Origin of the sequence: Streptomyces hawaiiensis (assembly GCF_004803895.1) — a bacterium.
GTDB classification, from domain to species: domain Bacteria; phylum Actinomycetota; class Actinomycetes; order Streptomycetales; family Streptomycetaceae; genus Streptomyces; species Streptomyces hawaiiensis.
Window position 1 is genome coordinate 4,807,821 of the sequence record NZ_CP021978.1, and the last position, 20,913, is coordinate 4,828,733.

Here is a 20,913-nt window from a genome sequence, read left to right on the forward strand (position 1 = left end):
GGGACGTCCACAGTTATCGACCAAGATCCACACGATTTCCGGGATCGCTGCACCGTGATTCCAACGCGTCCCGCTCGCGGCGAGTTCATGGCCGGTTCCGAGTACCCGGGTGCGTTCGGCCGGTTTCTGTCGGCCGTTCACAGGGAGGCCGCTTGTCGGTTCCTCCCACGTTTGGGAATCGCGGGGCCGCAGGGGCCGTGCGAGTCATGCAGCGAAGGGGGATGGAAACCGTGGCCGGAACCGTCACACACGACCCGCCGCCGGCCGCCGGAGGGCGGCAGGGCGGACCGCTGATCGTCACCGAGGACACCGAACTCCTCGACGATCTGCTGCGCCTGTGCGCGGCGGCGGGCGCCACACCCGAGGTGCACCACGGGGTGCCGGAGCGCAGAGGCAGCTGGGAGGCCGCGCCGCTCGTCCTGGTCGGCGACGACGCCGCGCGGCGGGTGCGCGGGGCCGTGCGCAGAAGGGGCGTGGTGCTCGTCGGCCGGGACCAGGACGACTCCGGGGTGTGGCGGCGGGCCGTCGAGATCGGCGCCGAGCACGTCCTGATGCTGCCCGACGGCGAGCAGTGGCTGGTCGACCGGATCGCCGACGTGGCCGAGGGCGTCGGACGGCCCGCCCTCACCGTGGGCGTCATCGGCGGCCGGGGCGGGGCCGGAGCGTCCACGCTCGCGTGCGCCCTCGCCGTCACCTCCGCGCGGGAGGGACTGCGCACCCTCCTCGTGGACGCCGATCCGCTGGGCGGCGGACTCGACGTACTCCTCGGCGGTGAGACGGCCGAAGGACTGCGCTGGCCCGCCTTCGCCTCCTCGCGCGGCAGGGTCGGCGGGGGAGCCCTGGAGGAGTCGCTGCCCGAGCTGCACTCACTGCGGTTGCTCAGCTGGGACCGCGGCGACCGGATCGCGGTCCCGCCGCAGGCGGTGCGCGCCGTGCTCGCGGCGGCCCGGCGCCGGGGCGGCACGGTCGTGGTCGACCTGCCGCGCCGGATCGACGACGGCGTCGCCGAGGTCCTCACCCAGCTTGACGTGGGCGTGCTGGTGGTGCCCGCCGAACTGCGGGCCGTCGCGGCCGCGAGGCGGGTGGCCTCCGCGGTCGGCATGGTCCTGCGGGATCTGCGGGTGGCCGTCCGCGGGCCCTACCCACCGGGGCTCGACGACCGTGAGGTGGCCCGGCTGCTCGGACTGCCCCTGGTCGGCGAGGTGCCGGCCGAGCCGGGGCTGTCGCGCCCGGACGAGGACACCGCGCCACCGGGTGCCGTCCCCCGCGGACCCCTCGCCCGGTTCTGCAGGGAGTTCTGGGAGCGGGCCCTCGTCGAGGCGGGTGCGGCATGAGCACCCTGGCCGGACTCGAGGGCGCGGCGCTGCTCGACGGGGTGCGGCGGTGGCTGGCCGAGAGCGGGGCCGAGCCGACTCCCGCGCGCGTGGCGCAGGCCCTGCGGGAGCAGGGACGGGTCCTCGGGGACGCCGAAGTCCTGGGGGCCGCCACGCAGTTGCGGTCCGAGCTGGTGGGCAGCGGGCCGCTGGAGCCGCTCCTCGCCGATCCGTCGGTGACGGACGTGCTGGTGTCGGCCCCGGACCGGGTCTGGGTCGACCGGGGCGGCGGACTGGAGCTGACGCCGGTGCGGTTCGCGGACGCGGCGGCCGTGCGGCGGCTCGCCCAGCGCCTCGCCGCCGTCGCCGGACGCCGCCTGGACGACGCCCGGCCCTGGGCCGACGCCCGGCTGCCCGACGGGACCCGGCTGCACGCGGTGCTGCCGCCGGTGGCCGTGGGCTGCGCCTGCCTGTCCCTGCGGGTCGTACGGCCGCGTGCCTTCACGCTCGGCGAGCTGGTCGCGGCGGGCACGGTGCCGCCGGGCGGGGACCGCGTGCTGCGCGCCCTGCTCGAGGCCCGGCTGTCCTTCCTCGTCAGCGGCGGCACCGGCACCGGCAAGACCACGCTGCTCAGTGCCCTGCTGGGGCTGGTGGGACCGGACGAGCGGATCGTCCTCGCCGAGGACTCGGCGGAACTGCGGCCCGACCATCCGCACGTCGTGCGGCTGGAGACCAGACCCGCCAACCAGGAGGGCGCGGGCCTCGTCACCCTCGAGGACCTGGTGCGCCAAGCGCTGCGGATGCGGCCGGACCGGCTGGTCGTGGGCGAGGTGCGCGGACCCGAAGTGGTGCATCTGCTGGCCGCGTTGAACACCGGCCACGAGGGCGGCTGCGGGACCGTGCACGCCAACGCCGCCGCCGATGTACCGGCCCGGCTGGAGGCGCTCGGCACGGCCGCCGGGCTCGACCGGGCCGCGCTGCACAGCCAGTTGGCGGCCGCCCTCTCCGTGGTGCTGCATCTGGTGCGCGACCGGGCCGGGCGGCGGCGGGTCGCTGAGGTGCATGTGCTGGAGCGGGGCCCGTCGGGGCTGGTGCGGACGGTGCCGGCGCTGCGGTGGGGGGCGCAGGCCTTCGTGCGCGAGCGGGGGTGGGAGCGGCTGCGGGGGCTGCTTCGGGGCGAGGCGAATGGGAACGGCGGCCCGGGCGAGGCCGAGGTGGAGGAGGCGAGTCATGACGGGGATGCCTGAGATGTCGATGGCTGGGGCCGTGGCGTGCATGGGGGCGGCTGTCTGGATGCTGGGTGAGCGTCAGGACGCGGCGCGGCGTGCGCGGTTGCTCCTCGCGGGCAGCGCAGCCGCAGGGGACGGGCCGCCCGGGTGGCGGCGGATGACCGGTGGGCTGCGGGGCGTCTGCGGGCGGCTGCGGGCCGAGTGGTGGTCACCGGTGGCGGGGCTGGTGCTGGCGGTACTCGGGGCGTCGGTGCTGCCGGCCGTCCTGGGGGCGGCCGGGGTGCCGTTGCTGCGCCGGGCCCGGCTGGCCGGCCGGACCCGGCGGGACCGGGAGCGCCGGGCCGACGCGGTGATCGCCTTGTGCGGGACGCTCGCCGGCGAGGTGCGGGCCGGACGTCAGCCGGGTGAGGCGCTGCTGCGGGCCGCGCGGGACTGCGGCGGACTCGCGGACGCGCAGGCGACGGTGCTGGCGGCGGCGCGGTTCGGCGGCGATGTGCCGGACGCACTCGCGACGGCGGCACGGCAACCGGGTGCCGAGGGACTGCGGGGACTCGCGGCGTGCTGGCGGGTGGCCGTGGACCAGGGCGCGGGGCTCGCGGCCGGCCTCGACCGGCTCGCCGCCGCCCTGCGCGCGGAACGGGACCAGCGCTCCGATCTGCGGGCCCAGTTGGCGGGCGCCCGGGCCACGGCGGTGATGCTCGCCGGGCTGCCGGCCCTGGGGCTGCTCATCGGCACCGCGCTCGGGGCTCGCCCCCTCCACGTGCTGCTGCACACCGGGGCGGGGCTGGGCTGTCTGGTGGCCGGCGGGGTCCTGGAGGGCCTGGGGCTGTGGTGGGTGCAACGGATCGTGCGGGGCGCGGAGGCGGCGGCATGAGCAGCGCGGAAGTTGTCCACAGGCTGGGGGTGGCCGTGGGGCTCGTGCTGGCCTGCGGATGGCTGGCGCGGTGGCTGGTGGAGGCGCGGCGCCGCCGGAGGATGCGCCGTCGGCTGACAGGGCTGTCGGGGGCCCGAGAAGCGGCTGCTCCCGTCCCGCGGCCGGCACTGCGCGGGGCCGCGCGGACCTGGCTGGTCCCTGTCGGCGTGGCGTGCGCCGGATGGGTGCTTCTCGAAGGTCTCACCGGGGCCGCCGTGGGACTGGCCGGAGCGGTGGGGTGGTGGCGGTGGCGGTGGCGGCTGAGGCAGGAGGCGGCCGCCACGGGCCCGGGAGCGCCCGGCCTCGCCGAGGCGGCGCGGCAACTGCCCCTTGCCGCCGACCTGCTGGCGGCCTGCATCGCGGCGGGCGCCGGCCCGGTGATCGCCGCGCAGGCGGTGGGAGAGGCCCTGGGAGGCCCGGTCGGGGACGCCCTCGCCCGGGGTGCGGCGGAGGTACGGCTGGGCGGCGAACCGGGCGCGTCCTGGCGGAGGTTGGGTGCCGTCCCGGGCGCCGGAGGTCTGGCCCGGCTGCTCGAACGGGCCGATGTGTCCGGGATGCCCGCCGCGGAACCGGTCGCGCGGCTCGCCGCGGAGGCCCGGGCCGATTGGGGCCGTGCCGCGACGGCCAGGGCCCGCCGGGCGGGCGTGATGGTCAGCGCGCCGGTCGGGCTGTGCTTCCTGCCCGCGTTCATCGCGGTCGGCGTGCTGCCCGTGGTGATCGGGCTCGCGGGCGGGGTGCTCGGAGGGGGTGGTGGATGACGCGGCGACGGATCGGAAGCAAGTGAGCGACAACCAAGAGAAGTTCGGACTCTTTCCTACGGGGGTTGAGATGTATCAGGCGGTACGGGCACGGCTGCGTGCCCTGGTGTGCGGGATGCGTGCGGCGCGGAGGGACGCGGGAATGGTGACCTCCGAGTACGCGATGGGGATCGTCGCGGCGGTGGCGTTCGCGGTGGTGCTCTACAAGGTCGTCACGAGCGGCCCGGTCAGCGCGGAGCTCCAGAACATCGTGACGGAAGCCCTCAATGCGCGGATGTGAGCGGGGCGCGGACCGGGGGTTCGTCACGGCGGAGTCGGCCGTGGTGCTGCCCGTGCTGGTGATGTTCGCGATGGCGCTGGTGTGGGGGCTGCTGGTCGTGGCCGCGCAGATCCAGTGCGTGGACGCGGCCCGGACCGGCGCGCGTGCGGCGGCCCGCCAGGACCCGCCCGGCGCGGTCGTGAAGCTGACCCGCGAGGCGGCGCCGCCCGGCGCGAAGGTGACCGTCAGCCGGGACGCTGAGCACGTCCGGGTGGTCGTCGTGGCCCGGCCGCCGGTGCTGCGCGGTCTGTCCTTCGCCGTGCGTGAGGAGGCCGTGGCGTCGGTGGAGGAGGCGGTGGGCAGATGAGACGGCACCGGAGGAAGGCCGGCTCGGGACGGGCGCCGGCCGCCGTCCGGAGCGCCGGTTCGGACCGGGGGTCCGCCGGTGTCTGGAGCGTCGGCTCGGACCGGGTGTCCGCCCGTGTCTGGAGCGTCGGTTCGGACCGGGGGTCCGCCAGTGTCTGGAGCGTCGGGGCGATCGCCGTCCTGTGCGTGGTGTTCGGTGTCGTCCTCGCGCTCGGGCAGGCCGTCGTCATCCGGCATCGTGCGGCAGGCGGTGCGGATCTGGCGGCGCTCGCCGCGGCGGACCACTGGGCCGACGGCGGTACGGCGGCCTGTGCCCGGGCCGGCCGGGTGGCCCGGGCACAGGGCGTGCGGCTCGTGCGGTGTCAGGTCGCCGGGGAGATCTCGGACGTGACGGCGGCGTCGGGACGGGGGCCGTTCACGGCGGAGGTCAGGGCGCGGGCGGGGCCTGCGACGACTCCGCCGGATCTGACGGCGGCTGCTCGGGCGCCTGGTCCGCCCGCTCCTTCTCCTCCGGAGCCCCCTCCAGGAGCACCGTGAGGAGCCGCACCGCCCCTCTCTTGTGCAGCGGGTCGTTGCCGTTGCCGCACTTGGGGGACTGGATGCAGGACGGGCAGCCGGCGTCGCACTCGCAGGAGGCGATGGCCTGCCGGGTGGCGGTCAGCCAGGTGCGGGCGGTGTGGAAGGCGCGCTCTGCGAAGCCCGCGCCGCCCGGATGGCCGTCGTAGACGAAGACCGTGGGCAGGAGCGTGTCGGGATGGAGCGGGATCGACACGCCGCCGATGTCCCAGCGGTCGCAGGTCGCGAAGAGGGGCAGCAGGCCGATCGACGCGTGCTCGGCGGCGTGCAGGGAGCCGCCGAGGATCTCGGGGTTGATCCGGGCCCGGTCCAGCTGGTCCTCGGTGACGGTCCACCACACGGCGCGGGTGCGCAGCGTACGAGGAGGGAGGTCGAGTTTGGTCTCACCGAGCACTTCACCGGTGATGAGCCGTCTGCGGAGGTAGGAGACGACCTGGTTGGTGACCTCGACGGAGCCGTAGCAGAGGCGGCCGTCGCCCCACGGGATCTCGACATCCGTCTCCAGGACGGAGATCGACGTCGTGTCGCGGGCGACCGTGGAGTACGGCGGGGAGGCCTCCTCGACGAGGGCGACGGAGTCCTCCAGGTCCAGTGACCGCACCAGGTACGTGCGGCCCTGGTGGAGGTGGACCGCCCCCTCATGGACCGTCGAGTGCGCGGCGCCCGCGTCGACCGTGCCGAGCAGCCGGCCCGTGCCGGTTTCGACGACCTGGACCGGGCGTCCGCCCTCCCCGCGGATGTCGGTCAGGTCGGCAGCGCGCTCGCGGCGGGTCCAGTGCCAGGCCTTGGTGCGGCGGCGCAGCAGCTTCGCGGCCTCCAGTTGCGGCAGGAGGCCCGCGCCGGCCGGGCCGAACAGGTCGAGGTCCTCGTCCGTCAGGGGCAGCTCCGCGGCGGCCGCGCACAGGTGCGGGGCCAGCACGTAAGGGTTGTCCGGGTCGAGGACGGTCGATTCGACGGGCTGGTCGAACAGGGCCTCGGGGTGGTGGACGAGGAAGGTGTCCAGCGGGTCGTCGCGGGCGACCAGGACGGCCAGGGCGCCCTGCCCGGACCGTCCGGCCCGGCCCGCCTGCTGCCACAGGGAGGCGCGCGTACCCGGGTAGCCGGCGATGACGACCGCGTCGAGGCCTGAGATGTCGATGCCGAGTTCGAGGGCGTTCGTCGCGGCGAGGCCCAGCAGTTCACCCGAATGGAGGGCCTGTTCGAGAGCGCGGCGCTCCTCGGGGAGATAGCCGCCTCGGTACGCCGCGACACGCCGGGCCAAAGACGGGTCGACCTCGGCCAGACGCTCCTGGGAGATGACCGCGATCAGCTCCGCGCCGCGCCGGGAGCGGACGAAGGCGACCGAGCGCACGCCCTGCACGGTGAGGTCGGTCAGCAGGTCGGCTGCCTCGGCGGTGGCCGTGCGGCGGACGGGGGCGCCCTTCTCGCCGTGCAGCTCGGTCAGCGGCGGTTCCCAGAGGGCGAACACCAGTTCACCGCGTGGGGAGGCGTCGTCGGCCACCTCCAGCACCGGCACACCGGTGAGGCGACCGGCGGCCACCGCTGGCTCGGCAGCGGTAGCGGAGGCCAGCAGGAACACGGGCGACGCGCCGTAGCGGGCACACAGTCGGCGCAGTCGGCGCAGCACCTGGGCGACGTGCGAGCCGAAGACACCGCGGTAGGTGTGGCACTCGTCGATGACGACGTACTTCAGCGACTTCAGGAAGGAGGACCAGCGGGGGTGGGACGGCAGGATGCCGCGGTGCAGCATGTCCGGGTTGGTCAGGACGTAGTTGGCGTACTGGCGGATCCACTCGCGTTCCTCGAACGGAGTATCGCCGTCGTACACGGCCGCGCGGACGGAATTGCCCAAAGGTTGTGAAAGTTCCTTCACGGAACGGCACTGATCCGCCGCGAGAGCCTTGGTCGGAGCCAGGTAGAGGGTGGTCGCGCCGCGGCCGTTCGGTGCCTCCGCGCCCTCCACAAGGGTGGACAGGACCGGCACGAGGTAGGCCAGGGACTTGCCGGAGGCCGTGCCGGTGGCGACGACGACCGACTCGCCGTCCAGGGCGTGCTCGGCCGCGCGTGCCTGGTGGGCCCAGGGATGTTCGATGCCCGCGGCTCGCACGGCCGCGACGACCTCCGCGCGGATCCGGTCCGGCCAGACGGCATGCCGACCCTCACGTGGGGGCAAGTGCTCCGTATGAGTAATGCGCGAAGCCCTGCCCGGACCGGACGCGAGCCGGTCCAGGACCGCGCCCGGCGCGGGTCGGGAGGCGGGGTCCGTCGGGGTTCGATCGGATCGGTGATTCTTGGCCATCGGCACCGAGTGTGTCACTGGCGTGACGGACAATGGAGCCAAGGCGTCGTGCACGCCTGCCGGTAAGTGATTGAATGCCATCGCGGCTGGCGAAGCGTCCAGGGGCTGAAGCCGAATGCCCCTAGGGCGACCGCTCGATAGCAAGGTGCTGGAGGATCCGTGGACCTGTCCCTGTCGACCGAAACCATGGGCGATCGCACGATCGTCAGGGTCGGTGGCGAAATCGACGTATATACCGCGCCCAAGCTGCGCGAGCAGTTGGTCGAGCTGGTGAACGACGGCAGTTTCCACCTTGTCGTCGACATGGAGGGCGTGGACTTCCTCGACTCCACCGGGCTCGGCGTACTGGTCGGCGGCCTGAAGCGTGTGCGGGCCCATGAGGGCTCCCTGCGCCTGGTGTGCAACCAGGAGCGCATTCTGAAGATCTTCCGTATCACCGGCCTCACCAAGGTGTTCCCGATTCACACCTCGGTCGAGGAAGCGGTTGCGGCCACCGACTGACACCGGTCCCGGGCTCCGTGCCCGGGCCGGACGACGTTCGGCAGAAGTGAAGACCGAGGGGGCCCGGGCTTTCGGAGGCCCGGAGCCTCCCGACAGCACGCCCGAAGTTGCGAGGGGGATGCATGGCCACCGTTGAGCTCCGCTTCAGCGCGCTGCCCGAGCACGTCAGGACCGCCCGGCTGGTGGCGGCAGCGGTGGCGCGCAGGGCCGGAGTGGACGAGGCCGTCCTCGACGAGGTCAGGCTCGCCGTCGGCGAGGCGTGCACCCGAGCCGTCGGGCTGCACCAGACCGGCGGGATCTCGGCACCGGTGAAGGTGCTGCTGATCGAGGAGGAGAAGCAGTTCTCCATCGAGGTCGGCGACGAGGCCCCGCACGCGGTGGCCGGCGCCCCCGGCGCCGGACCGGGCGACCCCGACGGGGAAACCGACGAGGACGAGATGGGCCTCGCGGTCATCAGCGGACTCGTCGACGACGTCGAGGTCAGCGCCGGAGAGCACGGCGGACTGATCAAGATGACCTGGCCGACCACGCCGCCGCCGACGATTCTGGTCTGACCCCGCCGCCGCACACACCGTTCTTGACGAAGGGCCCCACCCGTGGGGCCCTTCGTCATGTGCGGGTGTCAGTGCTCGCCTTTACAGTAGTTCCTGTGCCGTTCATCGCGTGAATTCGTTCACGATCATTCGCGCGCTCGCCGGCAGCGTCAGAATGCTTTCAGGGCATTACCTCGGAAGATTAATTCCGTTAATCGCGCTCTGTTTTGATCAGGTTCCGGTACCTACAATCCCGTCCACATCTTGAGCTCAGCCCAAGCGTCAAGGAGGACGAATGGCGGGGCTTTCCCTCTCACAACAGTCGGGCCATCCCACAGACCTCGCAGCCGCCGTACTGACCGATGGCAACCGCGTCCTCATCGTGGTCATCGCGGTCGTCGCACTGGCGGCACTGGCGGTCGCGGGCGTCCTGGTGCGCCAGGTACTCGCGGCCGGCGAGGGCACCGACAGCATGAAGGAGATCGCGGCAGCGGTACAGGAAGGCGCGAACGCCTATCTGGCCCGCCAGCTGCGCACACTCGGCGTATTCGCCGTGGTCGTGTTCTTCCTGCTCATGCTGCTGCCCGCGGACGACTGGAATCAGCGTGCCGGACGTTCGGTGTTCTTCCTGATCGGAGCGGCGTTCTCGGCGGCCACCGGCTATATCGGCATGTGGCTCGCCGTACGCAGCAATGTGCGTGTCGCCGCGGCGGCGCGTGAAGCCACCCCGGCGGAAGGCGAGCCGGAAAAGGATCTGACCACCGTCTCGCACAAGGCGATGAAGATCGCCTTTCGCACGGGCGGCGTGGTCGGCATGTTCACGGTGGGCCTCGGCCTGCTCGGCGCCTCCTGCGTGGTGCTGGTGTACGCGGCCGACGCGCCGAAGGTGCTCGAGGGCTTCGGCCTCGGGGCCGCGCTGATCGCGATGTTCATGCGGGTCGGCGGAGGCATCTTCACCAAGGCCGCCGACGTCGGCGCCGACCTGGTCGGCAAGGTCGAAAAGGGCATTCCGGAGGACGACCCGCGCAATGCCGCGACCATCGCCGACAACGTGGGCGACAACGTCGGCGACTGTGCGGGCATGGCGGCCGACCTCTTCGAGTCGTACGCCGTCACCTTGGTCGCCGCGCTGATCCTCGGCTCGGCGGCCTTCGGCGACGCGGGGCTCGGTTTCCCGCTGCTCGTGCCGGCGATCGGTGTGATCACCGCCATGATCGGCATCTTCGCCGTGGCGCCCAGGCGCGCCGACCGCAGCGGCATGAGCGCGATCAACCGCGGGTTCTTCATCTCCGCGGTGATCTCGCTGGTGCTGGTGGCGGTGGCCGTCTTCGTCTACCTGCCGGGGAAGTACTCCGAGCTCGACGGGGTCACCGACACCGCGATCCTCGGCAAGGACGGCGACCCGAGGGTCCTCGCGCTCATCGCGGTGGCCATCGGTATCGTGCTCGCCGCCCTGATCCAGCAACTGACCGGCTACTTCACCGAGACCAGCCGCCGGCCCGTCAGGGACATCGGCAAGTCCTCGCTCACCGGCCCGGCCACCGTCGTCCTCGCCGGTATCTCCGTCGGTCTCGAATCCGCCGTCTACACCGCCCTGTTGATCGGCCTCGGCGTATACGGGGCGTTTCTGCTCGGTGGTACGTCGATCATGCTGGCGCTGTTCGCGGTGGCGCTGGCCGGCACCGGCCTGCTCACCACGGTCGGTGTGATCGTCGCGATGGACACCTTCGGGCCGGTCTCCGACAACGCGCAGGGCATCGCGGAGATGTCCGGCGACGTCGAGGGCGCGGGGGCGCAGGTGCTCACCAACCTGGACGCGGTCGGCAACACCACCAAGGCGATCACCAAGGGCATCGCGATCGCCACGGCCGTGCTCGCGGCGGCGGCCTTGTTCGGGTCGTACCGTGACGCGATCATCACCGGCGCACGGGACGTGGGCGAGAAACTCAGCGGGGAGGGCGCCCCGATGAGTCTGATGATGGACATCTCGCAGCCCAACAACCTCGTGGGTCTCATCGCCGGCGCGGCGGTCGTCTTCCTCTTCTCGGGGCTGGCGATCAACGCCGTGTCGCGTTCGGCGGGTTCCGTGGTCTACGAGGTGCGGCGGCAGTTCCGCGAGAGGCCCGGGATCATGGATTACAGCGAGAAACCGGAGTACGGCAAGGTCGTCGACATCTGCACCAGGGACGCCCTGCGGGAGCTCGCCACGCCCGGTCTGCTGGCTGTGATGGCGCCCATCTTCATCGGGTTCACGCTCGGCGTCGGACCGCTCGGCGCGTTCCTGGCGGGCGCGATCGGCGCGGGCACGCTGATGGCGGTGTTCCTCGCCAACTCCGGTGGCGCCTGGGACAACGCCAAGAAACTCGTCGAGGACGGCCACCACGGCGGCAAGGGCGGCGAGGCCCACGCGGCGACCGTGATCGGTGACACGGTCGGCGACCCCTTCAAGGACACCGCGGGCCCCGCGATCAACCCGCTGCTGAAGGTCATGAACCTGGTGTCGCTGCTCATCGCGCCCGCGGTGATCAAGTTCTCCTACGGCCCGGACAAGAGCATCGGGGTGCGGATTCTGATCGCCGCCCTGGCGTTCCTCGTGATCGCCGGGGCGGTGTACGTGTCAAAGCGGCGCGGAATCGCCATGGGTGACGAGGACAATGCCGGGTCGGAGCCCAAGTCGGCGGATCCGGCGGTGGTTTCGTAGGGAGGGTTTCCGAGCCCCGGAGCAAGGTGCGGGCGGGCGGCGCGCGTTGACGCGTCGCCCGCCCGCGCTGTGTGGGTACACGCTCCCGCGTGAGCCTTCTCTCGCTTGGTGCAAAAGGTTACAAAACGGTCTTAATAGACGTTCGGCGTGCTGTTGCCGTGCATCCGGCGTGTATGTTCCGGGGCCGAGAGCCATGGAAGGGACCAAACCGGTGAACAAGAAGCTCGCGGCCGCACTGTCCGGCGGTGCGGTACTGGTACTGGCGCTGTCGGGCTGTGGCGGCGACGACAGCAACGACAAACTGGACTCCTGGGCCAAGCAGGTCTGTGACGCCGTGCAGCCGCAGGCCAAGAAGATCGAGTCGGCCAATGCCGCGATCCAGAAGGAGACCTCGGACAACAGCACGCCGGAGGACGTCCAGAAGACCGACGCACAGGCCTTCCAGGACATGTCCGACGCCTACAAGGCGATCGGGACCGCCGTGAACAAGGCCGGGGCACCGGACGTGGAGAACGGCCAGAAGAAGCAGCAGGACGCGGTCAAGGAGCTCAACTCGATCTCCGCCTCGTACGCCTCGCTGAAGAAGCAGGTCGACGGGCTCGACACCAAGGACCAGGGCAAGTTCGCCGACGGCCTGAAGGACATCGCCACCGAGCTGGACAAGCTGAGCCAGAGCGGGAACGACGCCCTCAGGAACCTGGAGGAGGGCGAGGTCGGCCAGGCGATGGCCCAGCAGTCCAGCTGCAAGGCGGCCACGGCGTCGGCTGGGGCCACGCAGAGCTGAGAAGCCGAGAACGAGCTGCTGGCAGCTCGCCGTAGCAGGCGGCTCGGCGCGGCGGTCAGCGCTGTGCCTGACGCGAACCCCGGCACGGGCACGTGCGGCAACGGCCCCGGCGGCCACAATGGGGGACGTGAGTAACGCCAGTCAGTCACCCCTGCCCCCGCTGCCCGCCTCCGACCGTCCCGATGTCGCCGCCCGGCTCCGGGACGCCCTGCTCGCGGCCTCCTTCACCGCCGACGGACTGCTCGAACTGCTCGGCGCACCCGCGTACGCGGCACTGGCCCGGAGCGAGACCGTGCCCGCGCTCCGGGCGACCCGCGGGGACACGCCGCTGGAAATGCTCGTCCGGCTGTTCCTGCTCCAGCAGCCCGTGCCGCACGCGCGCGTGGCCGAGGTCCTGCCCGTGGACGCCTGCCTGGAGAGCGGCTGGCTGGCGAGGACCGGCGAGGACGAACTCGCCGCCACGGTGGACGTCCGGCCCTACGGCGGGCCCGGCGGCGAGGACTGGTTCATCGTGTCGGACCTCGGCTGCGCGGTCGGCGGCGCCGGCGGGATCGGCCGGCGTGACGAGGGGGTCGTCCTCGGAGTCGGGGGCGCCTCCACGACCCTCGCCGGCATCACCGTCCGGACGCCCGTCGCCGCCGCGCTCGACCTCGGCACAGGCTCCGGCATCCAGGCCCTGCACGCCGCGCAGCACGCCACGCGCGTGACGGCCACCGACCTCAACCCGCGCGCCCTGCACATCACCGCCCTCACGCTGGCGCTGTCCGGCACCGCGGCCGCCGATCTGCGCGAGGGCTCCCTCTTCGAGCCGGTGCGGGGCGACGAGACGTACGACCTGATCGTCTCCAACCCGCCCTTCGTGATCTCGCCCGGCGCCCGGCTCACCTACCGCGACGGCGGGATGGGCGGGGACGATCTGTGCCGCACGCTCGTTCAGGAGGCAGGGGAACGGCTGAACGAGGGCGGGTTCGCGCAGTTCCTCGCCAACTGGCAGCACGTGGAAGGGGAGGATTGGCAGGACAGGCTCAGGTCATGGGTGCCCCGGGGCTGCGACGCGTGGATCGTGCAGCGCGAGGTGCAGGACGTCAATCAGTACGCCGAGCTGTGGCTGCGTGACGCCGGCGACCACCAGGGCGACGCGGCGGAGTACCAGGCGCGGTACGACGCATGGCTCGACGAGTTCGAGGCACGCAAGGTGAAGGCCGTCGGCTTCGGCTGGATCACCCTGCGCAGGACGAGCGCCGCCGTGCCCTCGCTCACGGTGGAGGAGTGGCCCCACCCGGTCGAGCAGCCGCTCGGCGACACGATCCGGGCCCACTTCGACCGGCTCGACCACCTGCGCGACCGCGATGACGCCGCCCTGCTCGCAGGACACTTCCGGCTCGCCGCCGAGATCGTGCAGGAGCAGGTCGGGCTGCCCGGCGCGGAGGACCCCGAGCATGTCGTGCTTCGCCAGAACCGCGGCATGCGCAGGGCCACCCGGGTGGACACGGTCGGCGCGGGCTTCGCGGGCGTCTGCGACGGCACGATGAGCGCGGGCCGCATCCTCGACGCCATCGCCCAGCTGATCGGCGAGGACCCGGTGCTGCTGCGCGACCGCACACCGGCCCAGATCCGGCTGCTGGTCGAGCAGGGGTTCCTGGAGCCGGTCCGCTGAGACAGCCGCCGGGATGGCCGGGGAGGAGCCTGCCGCGGGCCCGTCGAGGCGGCTCGCCAACAAATTCGAGTCGATTTGAACACCTCGCCTGAAACGGGTCATGAGGAACCGGACGCCCTTGATCCACCGTCCTGTCGCCCCGGCGTTCACCTCGGGTTCGCCTGCCCGCCGCCCGTGCGTGTCAGCCTCCCGTGGCTGGAGATGCGCGGACAGGGGAAGAGGGGCGCGGCGGGTCATGGAGAGCGAACCGGCGATCTTCGCGGGAGCGGTGTTCTCCCTGTTCGGAGGCGGGCTGCTGGCGTGGACCGTGACGCGTGTGTGTCAGGAGCGGCCCGTCGCCGAGGGGGCGAGGCCGGTCGCATCGGCGACCCTCGCCGGCGTCGTCGGGGTGCTCGCTCTGGCGGCCGGAACGTGGTGCTTCACCCGCCTGTGAGGACCCCTCCGGCGACGTATCCGCGGGTGACCGGGGCGTCGCACTCCGCACAGGGGCGGGCAGGCTCCCGCTACTCCGGGCGGCAGGATTGGTGGTAGTCGGGTTACCGTTCGAGTGGCCGTTGCGGGCTTTTCCCGTTTGACACGGGGGCGGGATGTACCGTCACACTCCGCAGCGTCACCACGTACTCAGCCCCGGTAAGCGACTCCGGGGAGCCCCAGCGTCGACCGGAGAGAAGAGCGAAGTTGTCCCCGACCAGCGAGACCGCGAACGGCGGCCGCCGACTCGTCATCGTCGAGTCGCCTGCCAAGGCGAAGACGATCAAGGGCTATCTCGGCCCCGGATACACCGTCGAGGCGAGCGTCGGGCACATCCGCGACCTTCCCAACGGCGCCGCCGAGGTGCCCGAGAAGTACACCGGCGAGGTGCGCCGCCTCGGTGTGGACGTCGAACACGACTTCGCGCCGATCTATGTGGTCAACGCGGACAAAAAGGCGCAGGTCAAGAAGCTCAAGGACCTGCTGAAGGAGTCCGACGAGCTCTTCCTCGCCACCGATGAGGACCGCGAGGGCGAGGCCATCGCGTGGCATCTCCAGGAGGTGCTCAAGCCCAAGGTCCCGGTCAAGCGGATGGTCTTCCACGAGATCACCAAGGCCGCGATCCAGGCCGCCGTCGCCAACCCGCGCGAGCTGAACCAGAAGCTCGTCGACGCCCAGGAGACCCGCCGCATCCTCGACCGCCTCTACGGCTACGAGGTCTCGCCGGTCCTGTGGAAGAAGGTCATGCCGCGGCTGTCCGCGGGCCGTGTCCAGTCGGTCGCCACACGACTCGTCGTGGAGCGGGAACGCGAGCGCATCGCCTTTCGCTCGGCTGAGTACTGGGACCTGACGGGCACCTTCGCGACCGGCCGCGAGGGAGACTCGTCGGACCCGTCGTCGCTGGTCGCGCGCCTGCAGACCGTCGACGGCAGGCGGGTCGCGCAGGGCCGCGACTTCGACTCCCTGGGACAACTGAAGAGCGCGAACACCCTCCACCTCGACGAGGCGAACGCCCGCGCCCTGGCCGCCGCCCTCGAGGACACGCGGTTCGCGGTGCGCTCCGTCGAGTCCAAGCCGTACCGCCGCTCGCCGTACGCCCCGTTCCGTACGACGACGCTGCAGCAGGAGGCCAGCCGCAAGCTCGGCTTCGGCGCGAAGGCCACCATGCAGGTCGCGCAGAAGCTGTACGAGAACGGCTACATCACCTACATGCGTACGGACTCCACGACCCTGAGCGACACGGCGGTCGCCGCCGCCCGCGCCCAGGTCACGCAGCTGTACGGCGCCGACTACCTGCCGCCGCAGCCGAGGACGTACGCCGGGAAGGTCAAGAACGCGCAGGAGGCCCACGAGGCGATCCGCCCCTCGGGTGATCGTTTCCGCACTCCCGCCGAGACCGGACTGACCGGTGACCAGTTCAAGCTCTACGAGCTGATCTGGAAGCGGACCGTCGCCTCCCAGATGAAGGACGCGACCGGCAACAGCGTCACGGTGAAGATCGGCGGCACGGCGGCCGACGGCCGGGACGTCGAGTTCAGCGCGTCCGGCAAGACGATCACCTTCCACGGCTTCCTCAAGGCCTACGTCGAGGGCGCCGACGACCCGAACGCCGAGCTGGACGACCGCGAGCGCCGGCTGCCCCAGGTCTCCGAGGGCGACGCCCTGAGCGCTCGGGAGATCACGGTCGACGGGCACGCCACCAAGCCCCCGGCCCGCTACACCGAGGCCTCTCTGGTCAAGGAGCTCGAAGAGCGCGAGATCGGCCGCCCGTCGACGTACGCGTCGATCATCGGCACGATCCTCGACCGCGGCTACGTTTTCAAGAAGGGCACGGCCCTGGTGCCGTCCTTCCTGAGCTTCGCCGTGGTCAACCTCCTGGAGAAGCACTTCGGGCGGCTCGTCGACTACGACTTCACCGCCAGGATGGAGGACGACCTCGACCGCATCGCCCGCGGCGAGGCCAAGTCCGTGCCGTGGCTGAAGCGGTTCTACTTCGGCGAGACAGAGCCCGACAGCGGCTCCGCCGCGGGGGTCGGCGGCGCCGCGGCCGACGCCGGCAACGGCGACGGGGACCACCTCGGCGGCCTCAAGGAGCTGGTGACGGACCTGGGCGCGATCGACGCGCGCGAGGTGTCGTCGTTCCCGGTGGCCAACGGCATCGTGCTGCGCGTCGGCCGCTACGGGCCGTACATCGAGCGCGGCGAGAAGGACACCGAGCAGCACCAGCGCGCCGACATCCCCGACGACCTGGCGCCCGACGAGCTGACCGCCGACCTCGCGGAGGAACTGCTCGCCAAGCCGAGCGGTGACTACGAGCTGGGCACGGACCCGGCCACCGGCCACACGATCGTCGCCAAGGACGGCCGTTACGGCCCGTATGTGACGGAGATCCTCCCCGAGGGCACCCCGAAGACGGGCAAGAACGCGGTCAAGCCGCGCACGGCGTCCTTGTTCAAGACGATGTCCCTGGACACGGTGACCCTCGACGAGGCCCTGAAGCTGATGTCGCTGCCGCGCGTGGTCGGCGCCGACGCCGAGGGCCAGGAGATCACCGCGCAGAACGGCCGCTACGGTCCGTACCTGAAGAAGGGCGCGGACTCGCGCTCGCTCCAGGCCGAGGAGCAGCTCTTCACGATCACGCTGGAGGAGGCGCTGGCGATCTACGCCCAGCCCAAGCAGCGTGGCCGGGCCGCGGCCAAGCCGCCGCTGAAGGAACTGGGCACCGACCCGGTCAGCGAGAAGCCGGTCGTGGTCAAGGACGGCCGCTTCGGCCCGTACGTCACCGACGGCGAGACCAACGCGACCCTGCGCTCCGGCGACAGCGTCGAGGAGATCACCCCGGAGCGCGGTTTCGAGCTGCTCGCCGAGAAGCGAGCCAAGACGCCGGCGAAGAAGACCGCGAAGAAGGCGGCCAAGAAGGCGCCGGCGAAGAAGACGACGACGGCCAAGAAGACCGCGGCGAAGAAGACCACGACCGCGAAGAAGACGACGGCGAAGAAGACCACCACGGCGAAGAAGACGGCCGCCAAGACGGCGACCGCTACCAAGTCCGCGGAGGACTGAGGCCGTTCGAGCCCTGTGAGGGACCCGGACCGCCGCGTACGGATCTTCGCCCAGGGTTCGGAAAGCGAACGCCCCGGCAACACTTCGGTGTCGGGGCGTGCGCATGCCAGCCCGCGCCCCCCAGGGTGTCGGCGGCTCCCGATAGGCTGAACGCATGACGCGAGCCGACCACCCAACGGCCCCTCAGCCCGCCCCCGACGACGCCCTGGTCGCGGACTCCCGCGAGCGTGCCGTCCGCGCCCTGCTGCGACGACCGCAGCTGAAGCGGTTGTGGAGCGCACAACTCGTGGGCGGCGTGGGGGACACCCTCGCGCTCCTCGTGCTGGTCCTCCTCACCCTCCAGACGGCCGTCGCCGAGGGTTCGTTCGGGGGCGGCTACCGAGGCGTGGCGTTCGCAGTGGCGACCGTTTTCGGGGTGCGCATCCTCGCGACGCTCCTGTTCGGCGCCGTTCTGCTCGGCCCGCTCACCGCGCTCACCTCGCAGGACGGCCCGCTCGACCGCCGCTGGACCATGGTGGGAGCCGACGGGCTGCGCGCGGTGCTGCTCATCGTCGCGCCCCTGTGGATCGACTGGACGCCCGAGAACGCACTGGCCATCCTGCTCGTCACGGCCTTCGTGACGGGGGTCGCAGAGCGGTTCTGGACGGTGTGCCGCGAGAGCGCGGCCCCCGCGCTGCTCCCCGCCCCGCCGCCGGAGGGCGCGACGGTCCGGCCGCTGCCCGACCACATGGACGCCCTGCGCCGCCTGTCGCTGCGCACCGGCTTCGTGGCGATCCCCCTCGCGGCCGTCGCACTGGTCGTCGCGGCCCTGTTCAACAACCTGCTGGGCACCGGCATCGACTGGTTCGGCCAGCACCAGGCGGCCCTCGCCTCCTACGTGGCCGCCGGGCTGTTCGCCGCGTCCCTGTCCGTGCTGACCTTCCTGGAGCTGCCCGGCACGCGCACCCCGCGCGCGCGGTCGCCGCTCGAAGGGCTGCGCCGCCCCAAGACCGGCAGCGGCACCGACAAGGGCCGCACCGGCGCGATGCCGCTGCTGGTCCTGTCCTGCGCGGCCGTCGCCGCCGCGGTGTCCGCCGCCGTCGCCGTGGCCGTGCTGCACGCCAAGGACCTGGGCGGCGGCCCGGTGCTCTACGGCCTGTTCGTGGCCGCGCTGACCGGCGGTGTCGTCGTCGGCATCCGTATGGCGCCCGCCCTCATGCCCGCCCTGTCGCGCCGCCGGCTGCTCGCGCTGACGATCGCCTTCACCGGGGTCGCCCTGCTGGCCGCCGGGCTGGTCCCGGACGTCACCACCGTGCTGCTGATCCTCGCGCTGGCCGGCGTCGGCGCGGGCATGTCCGCCAACATCGGGCACACCCTGCTCGACCAGGAGACCGAGGAGTACCGGCGCTCCCGCACGACGGAGCACCTGCACGCGGTCGTCCGGGTCTGCGTGGCGCTCGGCGCGGTGCTCGCCCCGCTGGTGGCGGCGGCGATCGGGCCGCACCGGCTGGAGAGCGGCAAGTTCGTCTTCGCGCACGGCGGCGCGGCCTTCACGCTGATGCTGACCGGCGCCCTGCTGCTGCCGGTCGCCGCGCTGGTGCTGGCCAAGGTCGACGACCGTTCCGGTGTGCCGCTGCGTCAGGACCTCAAGGACGCGCTGCTCGGCGGCGACGACCCGGAGCAGGGGACCGCGGCCGCCGGCTTCTTCATCGCGCTGGAGGGCGGCGACGGGGCCGGCAAGTCCACGCAGGCCGAGGCGCTCGCCGAGTGGATCCGCGCCAAGGGCCACGAGGTCGTGCTGACGCGCGAGCCGGGGGCGACGCCGGTGGGCAAGCGGCTGCGGTCGATCCTGCTGGACGTGTCGAGCGCGGGCCTGTCCCACCGCGCGGAGGCGCTGCTGTACGCGGCCGACCGTGCCGAGCACGTCGACACCGTCGTACGGCCCGCCCTGGAGCGCGGCGCGGTCGTCATCTCCGACCGGTACATCGACTCCTCCGTGGCCTACCAGGGAGCGGGCCGCGACCTGTCGCCGACCGAGATCGCCCGTATCAACCGCTGGGCGACGAACGGGCTGGTGCCGCATCTGACCGTCCTGCTGGACGTCGTGCCGGAGACCGCGCGTGAGCGGTTCACCGAGGCACCGGACCGGCTGGAGTCGGAACCCGCCGAGTTCCACGCGCGCGTGCGGGCCGGTTTCCTCACCCTGGCCGCCGCCGACGCCGGGCGGTACCTGGTGGTGGACGCCGGCCAGGAGCCCGAGGCCGTCACGACGGTCATCCGGCACCGGCTCGACCAGGTGCTGCCGCTGTCCGAGGCCGAGATCAAGGCCCAGGAGGAGGCGCGGAAGAAGGCGGAGGAGGAAGCCCGCCGCAAGGCCGAGGAGGAGGCCGCCCGCAAGGCCGAGGAGGAGCGCCTGGAGCGGGAGCGCCAGGAGCAGCTGGCCAAGCTGCGCGCCGAGGAGGAGGAGCGCAAGCGGCGCGAGCTGGAGGAGGCGCAGCGGCGCGAGGCCGAACGGCAGGCGGAGGAGGCCCGGCGCCGGGCCGAGGAAGCGCGCAAGAAGGCCGAGGAGGAGCGGGCCCGGCTCCTCGCGGAGGAGAAGGCCCGCGCCGAGGAGGAGGCCCGCCGCAAGGCGGACGAGGAGCGGCGCCGCAAGCAGGCCGAGGAGGAGGCGCGACTGCGGGCCGAGGCCGAGGCGCTCCGCCTGGACAAGCAGCGCAAGGCCGAGCAGGCGCTGCTGCGGGCCGAGGAGGCGCGGCGCCTCGCGGAGGCGGCGGCCGCAGCTGCCGAGGCCGGGCCGAAGAGCTCCGCTCCCAGGACCTCCCCTCCGAAGGGTGCCGCGCCTTCTGCGGCCGCTCAGGACGCGGCGACCGTGCCCACGCCGGTGGTGACACCGGGTGGCGCGGGGGACGACACGACCGTGCTGCGCCCGGTGCGGGACGCGGAGCAGGGCTCGGGCCGGGGCCGGACCTCCGGTGAATCCGATGCCGAGGTGACGGCCGAGCTGCCGAAACCGCCGGTTCCGCCGGAGGAGACGGAAGTCCTGCCGCCGGTTTCGCCTCGCGCCGGGGACGAGACCGAGGTGCTGCCGCGGGTACGCGACCGGGACGCCTCCGGTGCGGGCGACGAGACGGCGGTGCTGCCACCGGTCCGGCCGGGGGACGCCGAGGACACGGCGGTACTGCCTCCGGTCCCGCCGGCAGACGCCGAGGACACGGCCGTACTCCCGCCGGTGCGCGGGGACGAACCGGCGGACCGGGTTCCGCCCGGGTACTTCCGGAAGGACACCCCGGCCACCCGCCCCGACGGCACCGAGGACCGTACGCGGGAGATGCCCCAGGTCGACGCCGACGGGGCGCCGCGCCGCCGCCGGTCCGACTGGGCCGAGGAGACGCCGCTGGACGACCTGCCCTCGCTGGCGGACGAGCTGCTCGGACCGCACGACGACGAGCCGGACGAGGGGCGCGGACGCCGGGGCAGGGGCGGCCGGGGCCGCTGACGCCTCCCGGCGGAC

16 protein-coding genes are annotated in these 20,913 nt (G+C 72.6%); 15 read left to right on the plus strand and 1 reads right to left on the minus strand.

Going from position 1 to position 20,913, the window contains the following annotated elements; translation table 11 throughout:
• The first annotated feature begins 221 nt into the window (after positions 1 to 221).
• From ssd to CEB94_RS22240, 7 genes are all read left to right on the plus strand, one after another.
• Positions 222 to 1,334 carry a septum site-determining protein Ssd gene (ssd, locus tag CEB94_RS22210; protein WP_175433882.1) on the plus strand — a complete coding sequence of 371 codons (1,113 nt, stop codon included), beginning with the start codon at positions 222 to 224 and terminating at the stop codon, positions 1,332 to 1,334.
• Entirely contained in the window at positions 1,331 to 2,560 is a 1,230-nt protein-coding gene (locus CEB94_RS22215; RefSeq protein ID WP_175433883.1) for a TadA family conjugal transfer-associated ATPase, read from the plus strand. The genes ssd and CEB94_RS22215 overlap by 4 nt, the downstream gene beginning before the upstream one ends.
• A complete protein-coding gene (locus tag CEB94_RS22220) occupies positions 2,544 to 3,416 on the plus strand; it encodes a type II secretion system F family protein (protein WP_175433884.1) in 873 nt (290 codons plus the stop codon). The genes CEB94_RS22215 and CEB94_RS22220 overlap by 17 nt, the downstream gene beginning before the upstream one ends.
• Positions 3,413 to 4,213, plus strand: coding sequence for a type II secretion system F family protein (locus CEB94_RS22225; RefSeq protein ID WP_175433885.1), 801 nt, complete (start codon positions 3,413 to 3,415; stop codon positions 4,211 to 4,213). Before CEB94_RS22220 ends, CEB94_RS22225 begins: the two co-directional genes overlap by 4 nt.
• A gap of 70 nt (positions 4,214 to 4,283) precedes the next feature.
• Complete coding sequence (locus tag CEB94_RS22230; RefSeq protein WP_175433886.1) at positions 4,284 to 4,493, plus strand: DUF4244 domain-containing protein; 210 nt, start codon at positions 4,284 to 4,286, stop codon at positions 4,491 to 4,493.
• Positions 4,480 to 4,839, plus strand: a complete 360-nt coding sequence (locus CEB94_RS22235; RefSeq protein ID WP_175433887.1) for a TadE family type IV pilus minor pilin — start codon at positions 4,480 to 4,482, stop codon at positions 4,837 to 4,839. The genes CEB94_RS22230 and CEB94_RS22235 overlap by 14 nt, the downstream gene beginning before the upstream one ends.
• Positions 4,836 to 5,375, plus strand: coding sequence for an Rv3654c family TadE-like protein (locus CEB94_RS22240; RefSeq protein WP_425472478.1), 540 nt, complete (start codon positions 4,836 to 4,838; stop codon positions 5,373 to 5,375). The genes CEB94_RS22235 and CEB94_RS22240 overlap by 4 nt, the downstream gene beginning before the upstream one ends.
• On the opposite strand, the gene CEB94_RS22245 is transcribed toward CEB94_RS22240, so the two are convergent.
• Positions 5,266 to 7,794 carry a DEAD/DEAH box helicase gene (locus tag CEB94_RS22245; RefSeq protein WP_175433888.1) on the minus strand — a complete coding sequence of 843 codons (2,529 nt, stop codon included), beginning with the start codon at positions 7,792 to 7,794 and terminating at the stop codon, positions 5,266 to 5,268. The two genes, CEB94_RS22240 and CEB94_RS22245, sit on opposite strands and share 110 nt — an antisense overlap.
• 78 nt (positions 7,795 to 7,872) lie before the next feature.
• On the opposite strand from CEB94_RS22245, the gene bldG reads away from it, so the two are divergent.
• From bldG to tmk, 8 genes are all read left to right on the plus strand, one after another.
• Complete coding sequence (gene bldG, locus CEB94_RS22250; RefSeq protein WP_003991900.1) at positions 7,873 to 8,214, plus strand: anti-sigma factor antagonist BldG; 342 nt, start codon at positions 7,873 to 7,875, stop codon at positions 8,212 to 8,214.
• Between the two features lie 122 nt (positions 8,215 to 8,336).
• Positions 8,337 to 8,768, plus strand: a complete 432-nt coding sequence (locus CEB94_RS22255) for an ATP-binding protein (protein ID WP_175433889.1) — start codon at positions 8,337 to 8,339, stop codon at positions 8,766 to 8,768.
• A gap of 274 nt (positions 8,769 to 9,042) precedes the next feature.
• Positions 9,043 to 11,448, plus strand: a complete 2,406-nt coding sequence (locus CEB94_RS22260) for a sodium-translocating pyrophosphatase (RefSeq protein WP_175433890.1) — start codon at positions 9,043 to 9,045, stop codon at positions 11,446 to 11,448.
• 193 nt (positions 11,449 to 11,641) lie between these two features.
• Entirely contained in the window at positions 11,642 to 12,232 is a 591-nt protein-coding gene (locus tag CEB94_RS22265; protein WP_175433891.1) for a small secreted protein, read from the plus strand.
• Between the two features lie 118 nt (positions 12,233 to 12,350).
• The gene (locus CEB94_RS22270) at positions 12,351 to 13,889 is read left to right on the plus strand and encodes a DUF7059 domain-containing protein (protein ID WP_175433892.1); all 1,539 of its coding nucleotides are present in this window, start codon (positions 12,351 to 12,353) and stop codon (positions 13,887 to 13,889) included.
• A gap of 235 nt (positions 13,890 to 14,124) precedes the next feature.
• Entirely contained in the window at positions 14,125 to 14,322 is a 198-nt protein-coding gene (locus CEB94_RS22275; protein WP_175433893.1) for a hypothetical protein, read from the plus strand.
• 245 nt (positions 14,323 to 14,567) lie between these two features.
• On the plus strand, positions 14,568 to 17,423 hold the full coding sequence (gene topA, locus CEB94_RS22280; RefSeq protein ID WP_175433894.1) for a type I DNA topoisomerase: 2,856 nt from the start codon (positions 14,568 to 14,570) through the stop codon (positions 17,421 to 17,423).
• A 154-nt stretch (positions 17,424 to 17,577) separates the two neighbouring features.
• The gene (gene tmk, locus CEB94_RS22285) at positions 17,578 to 20,898 is read left to right on the plus strand and encodes a dTMP kinase (RefSeq protein WP_175433895.1); all 3,321 of its coding nucleotides are present in this window, start codon (positions 17,578 to 17,580) and stop codon (positions 20,896 to 20,898) included.
• The last annotated feature ends 15 nt before the right edge of the window (positions 20,899 to 20,913 follow it).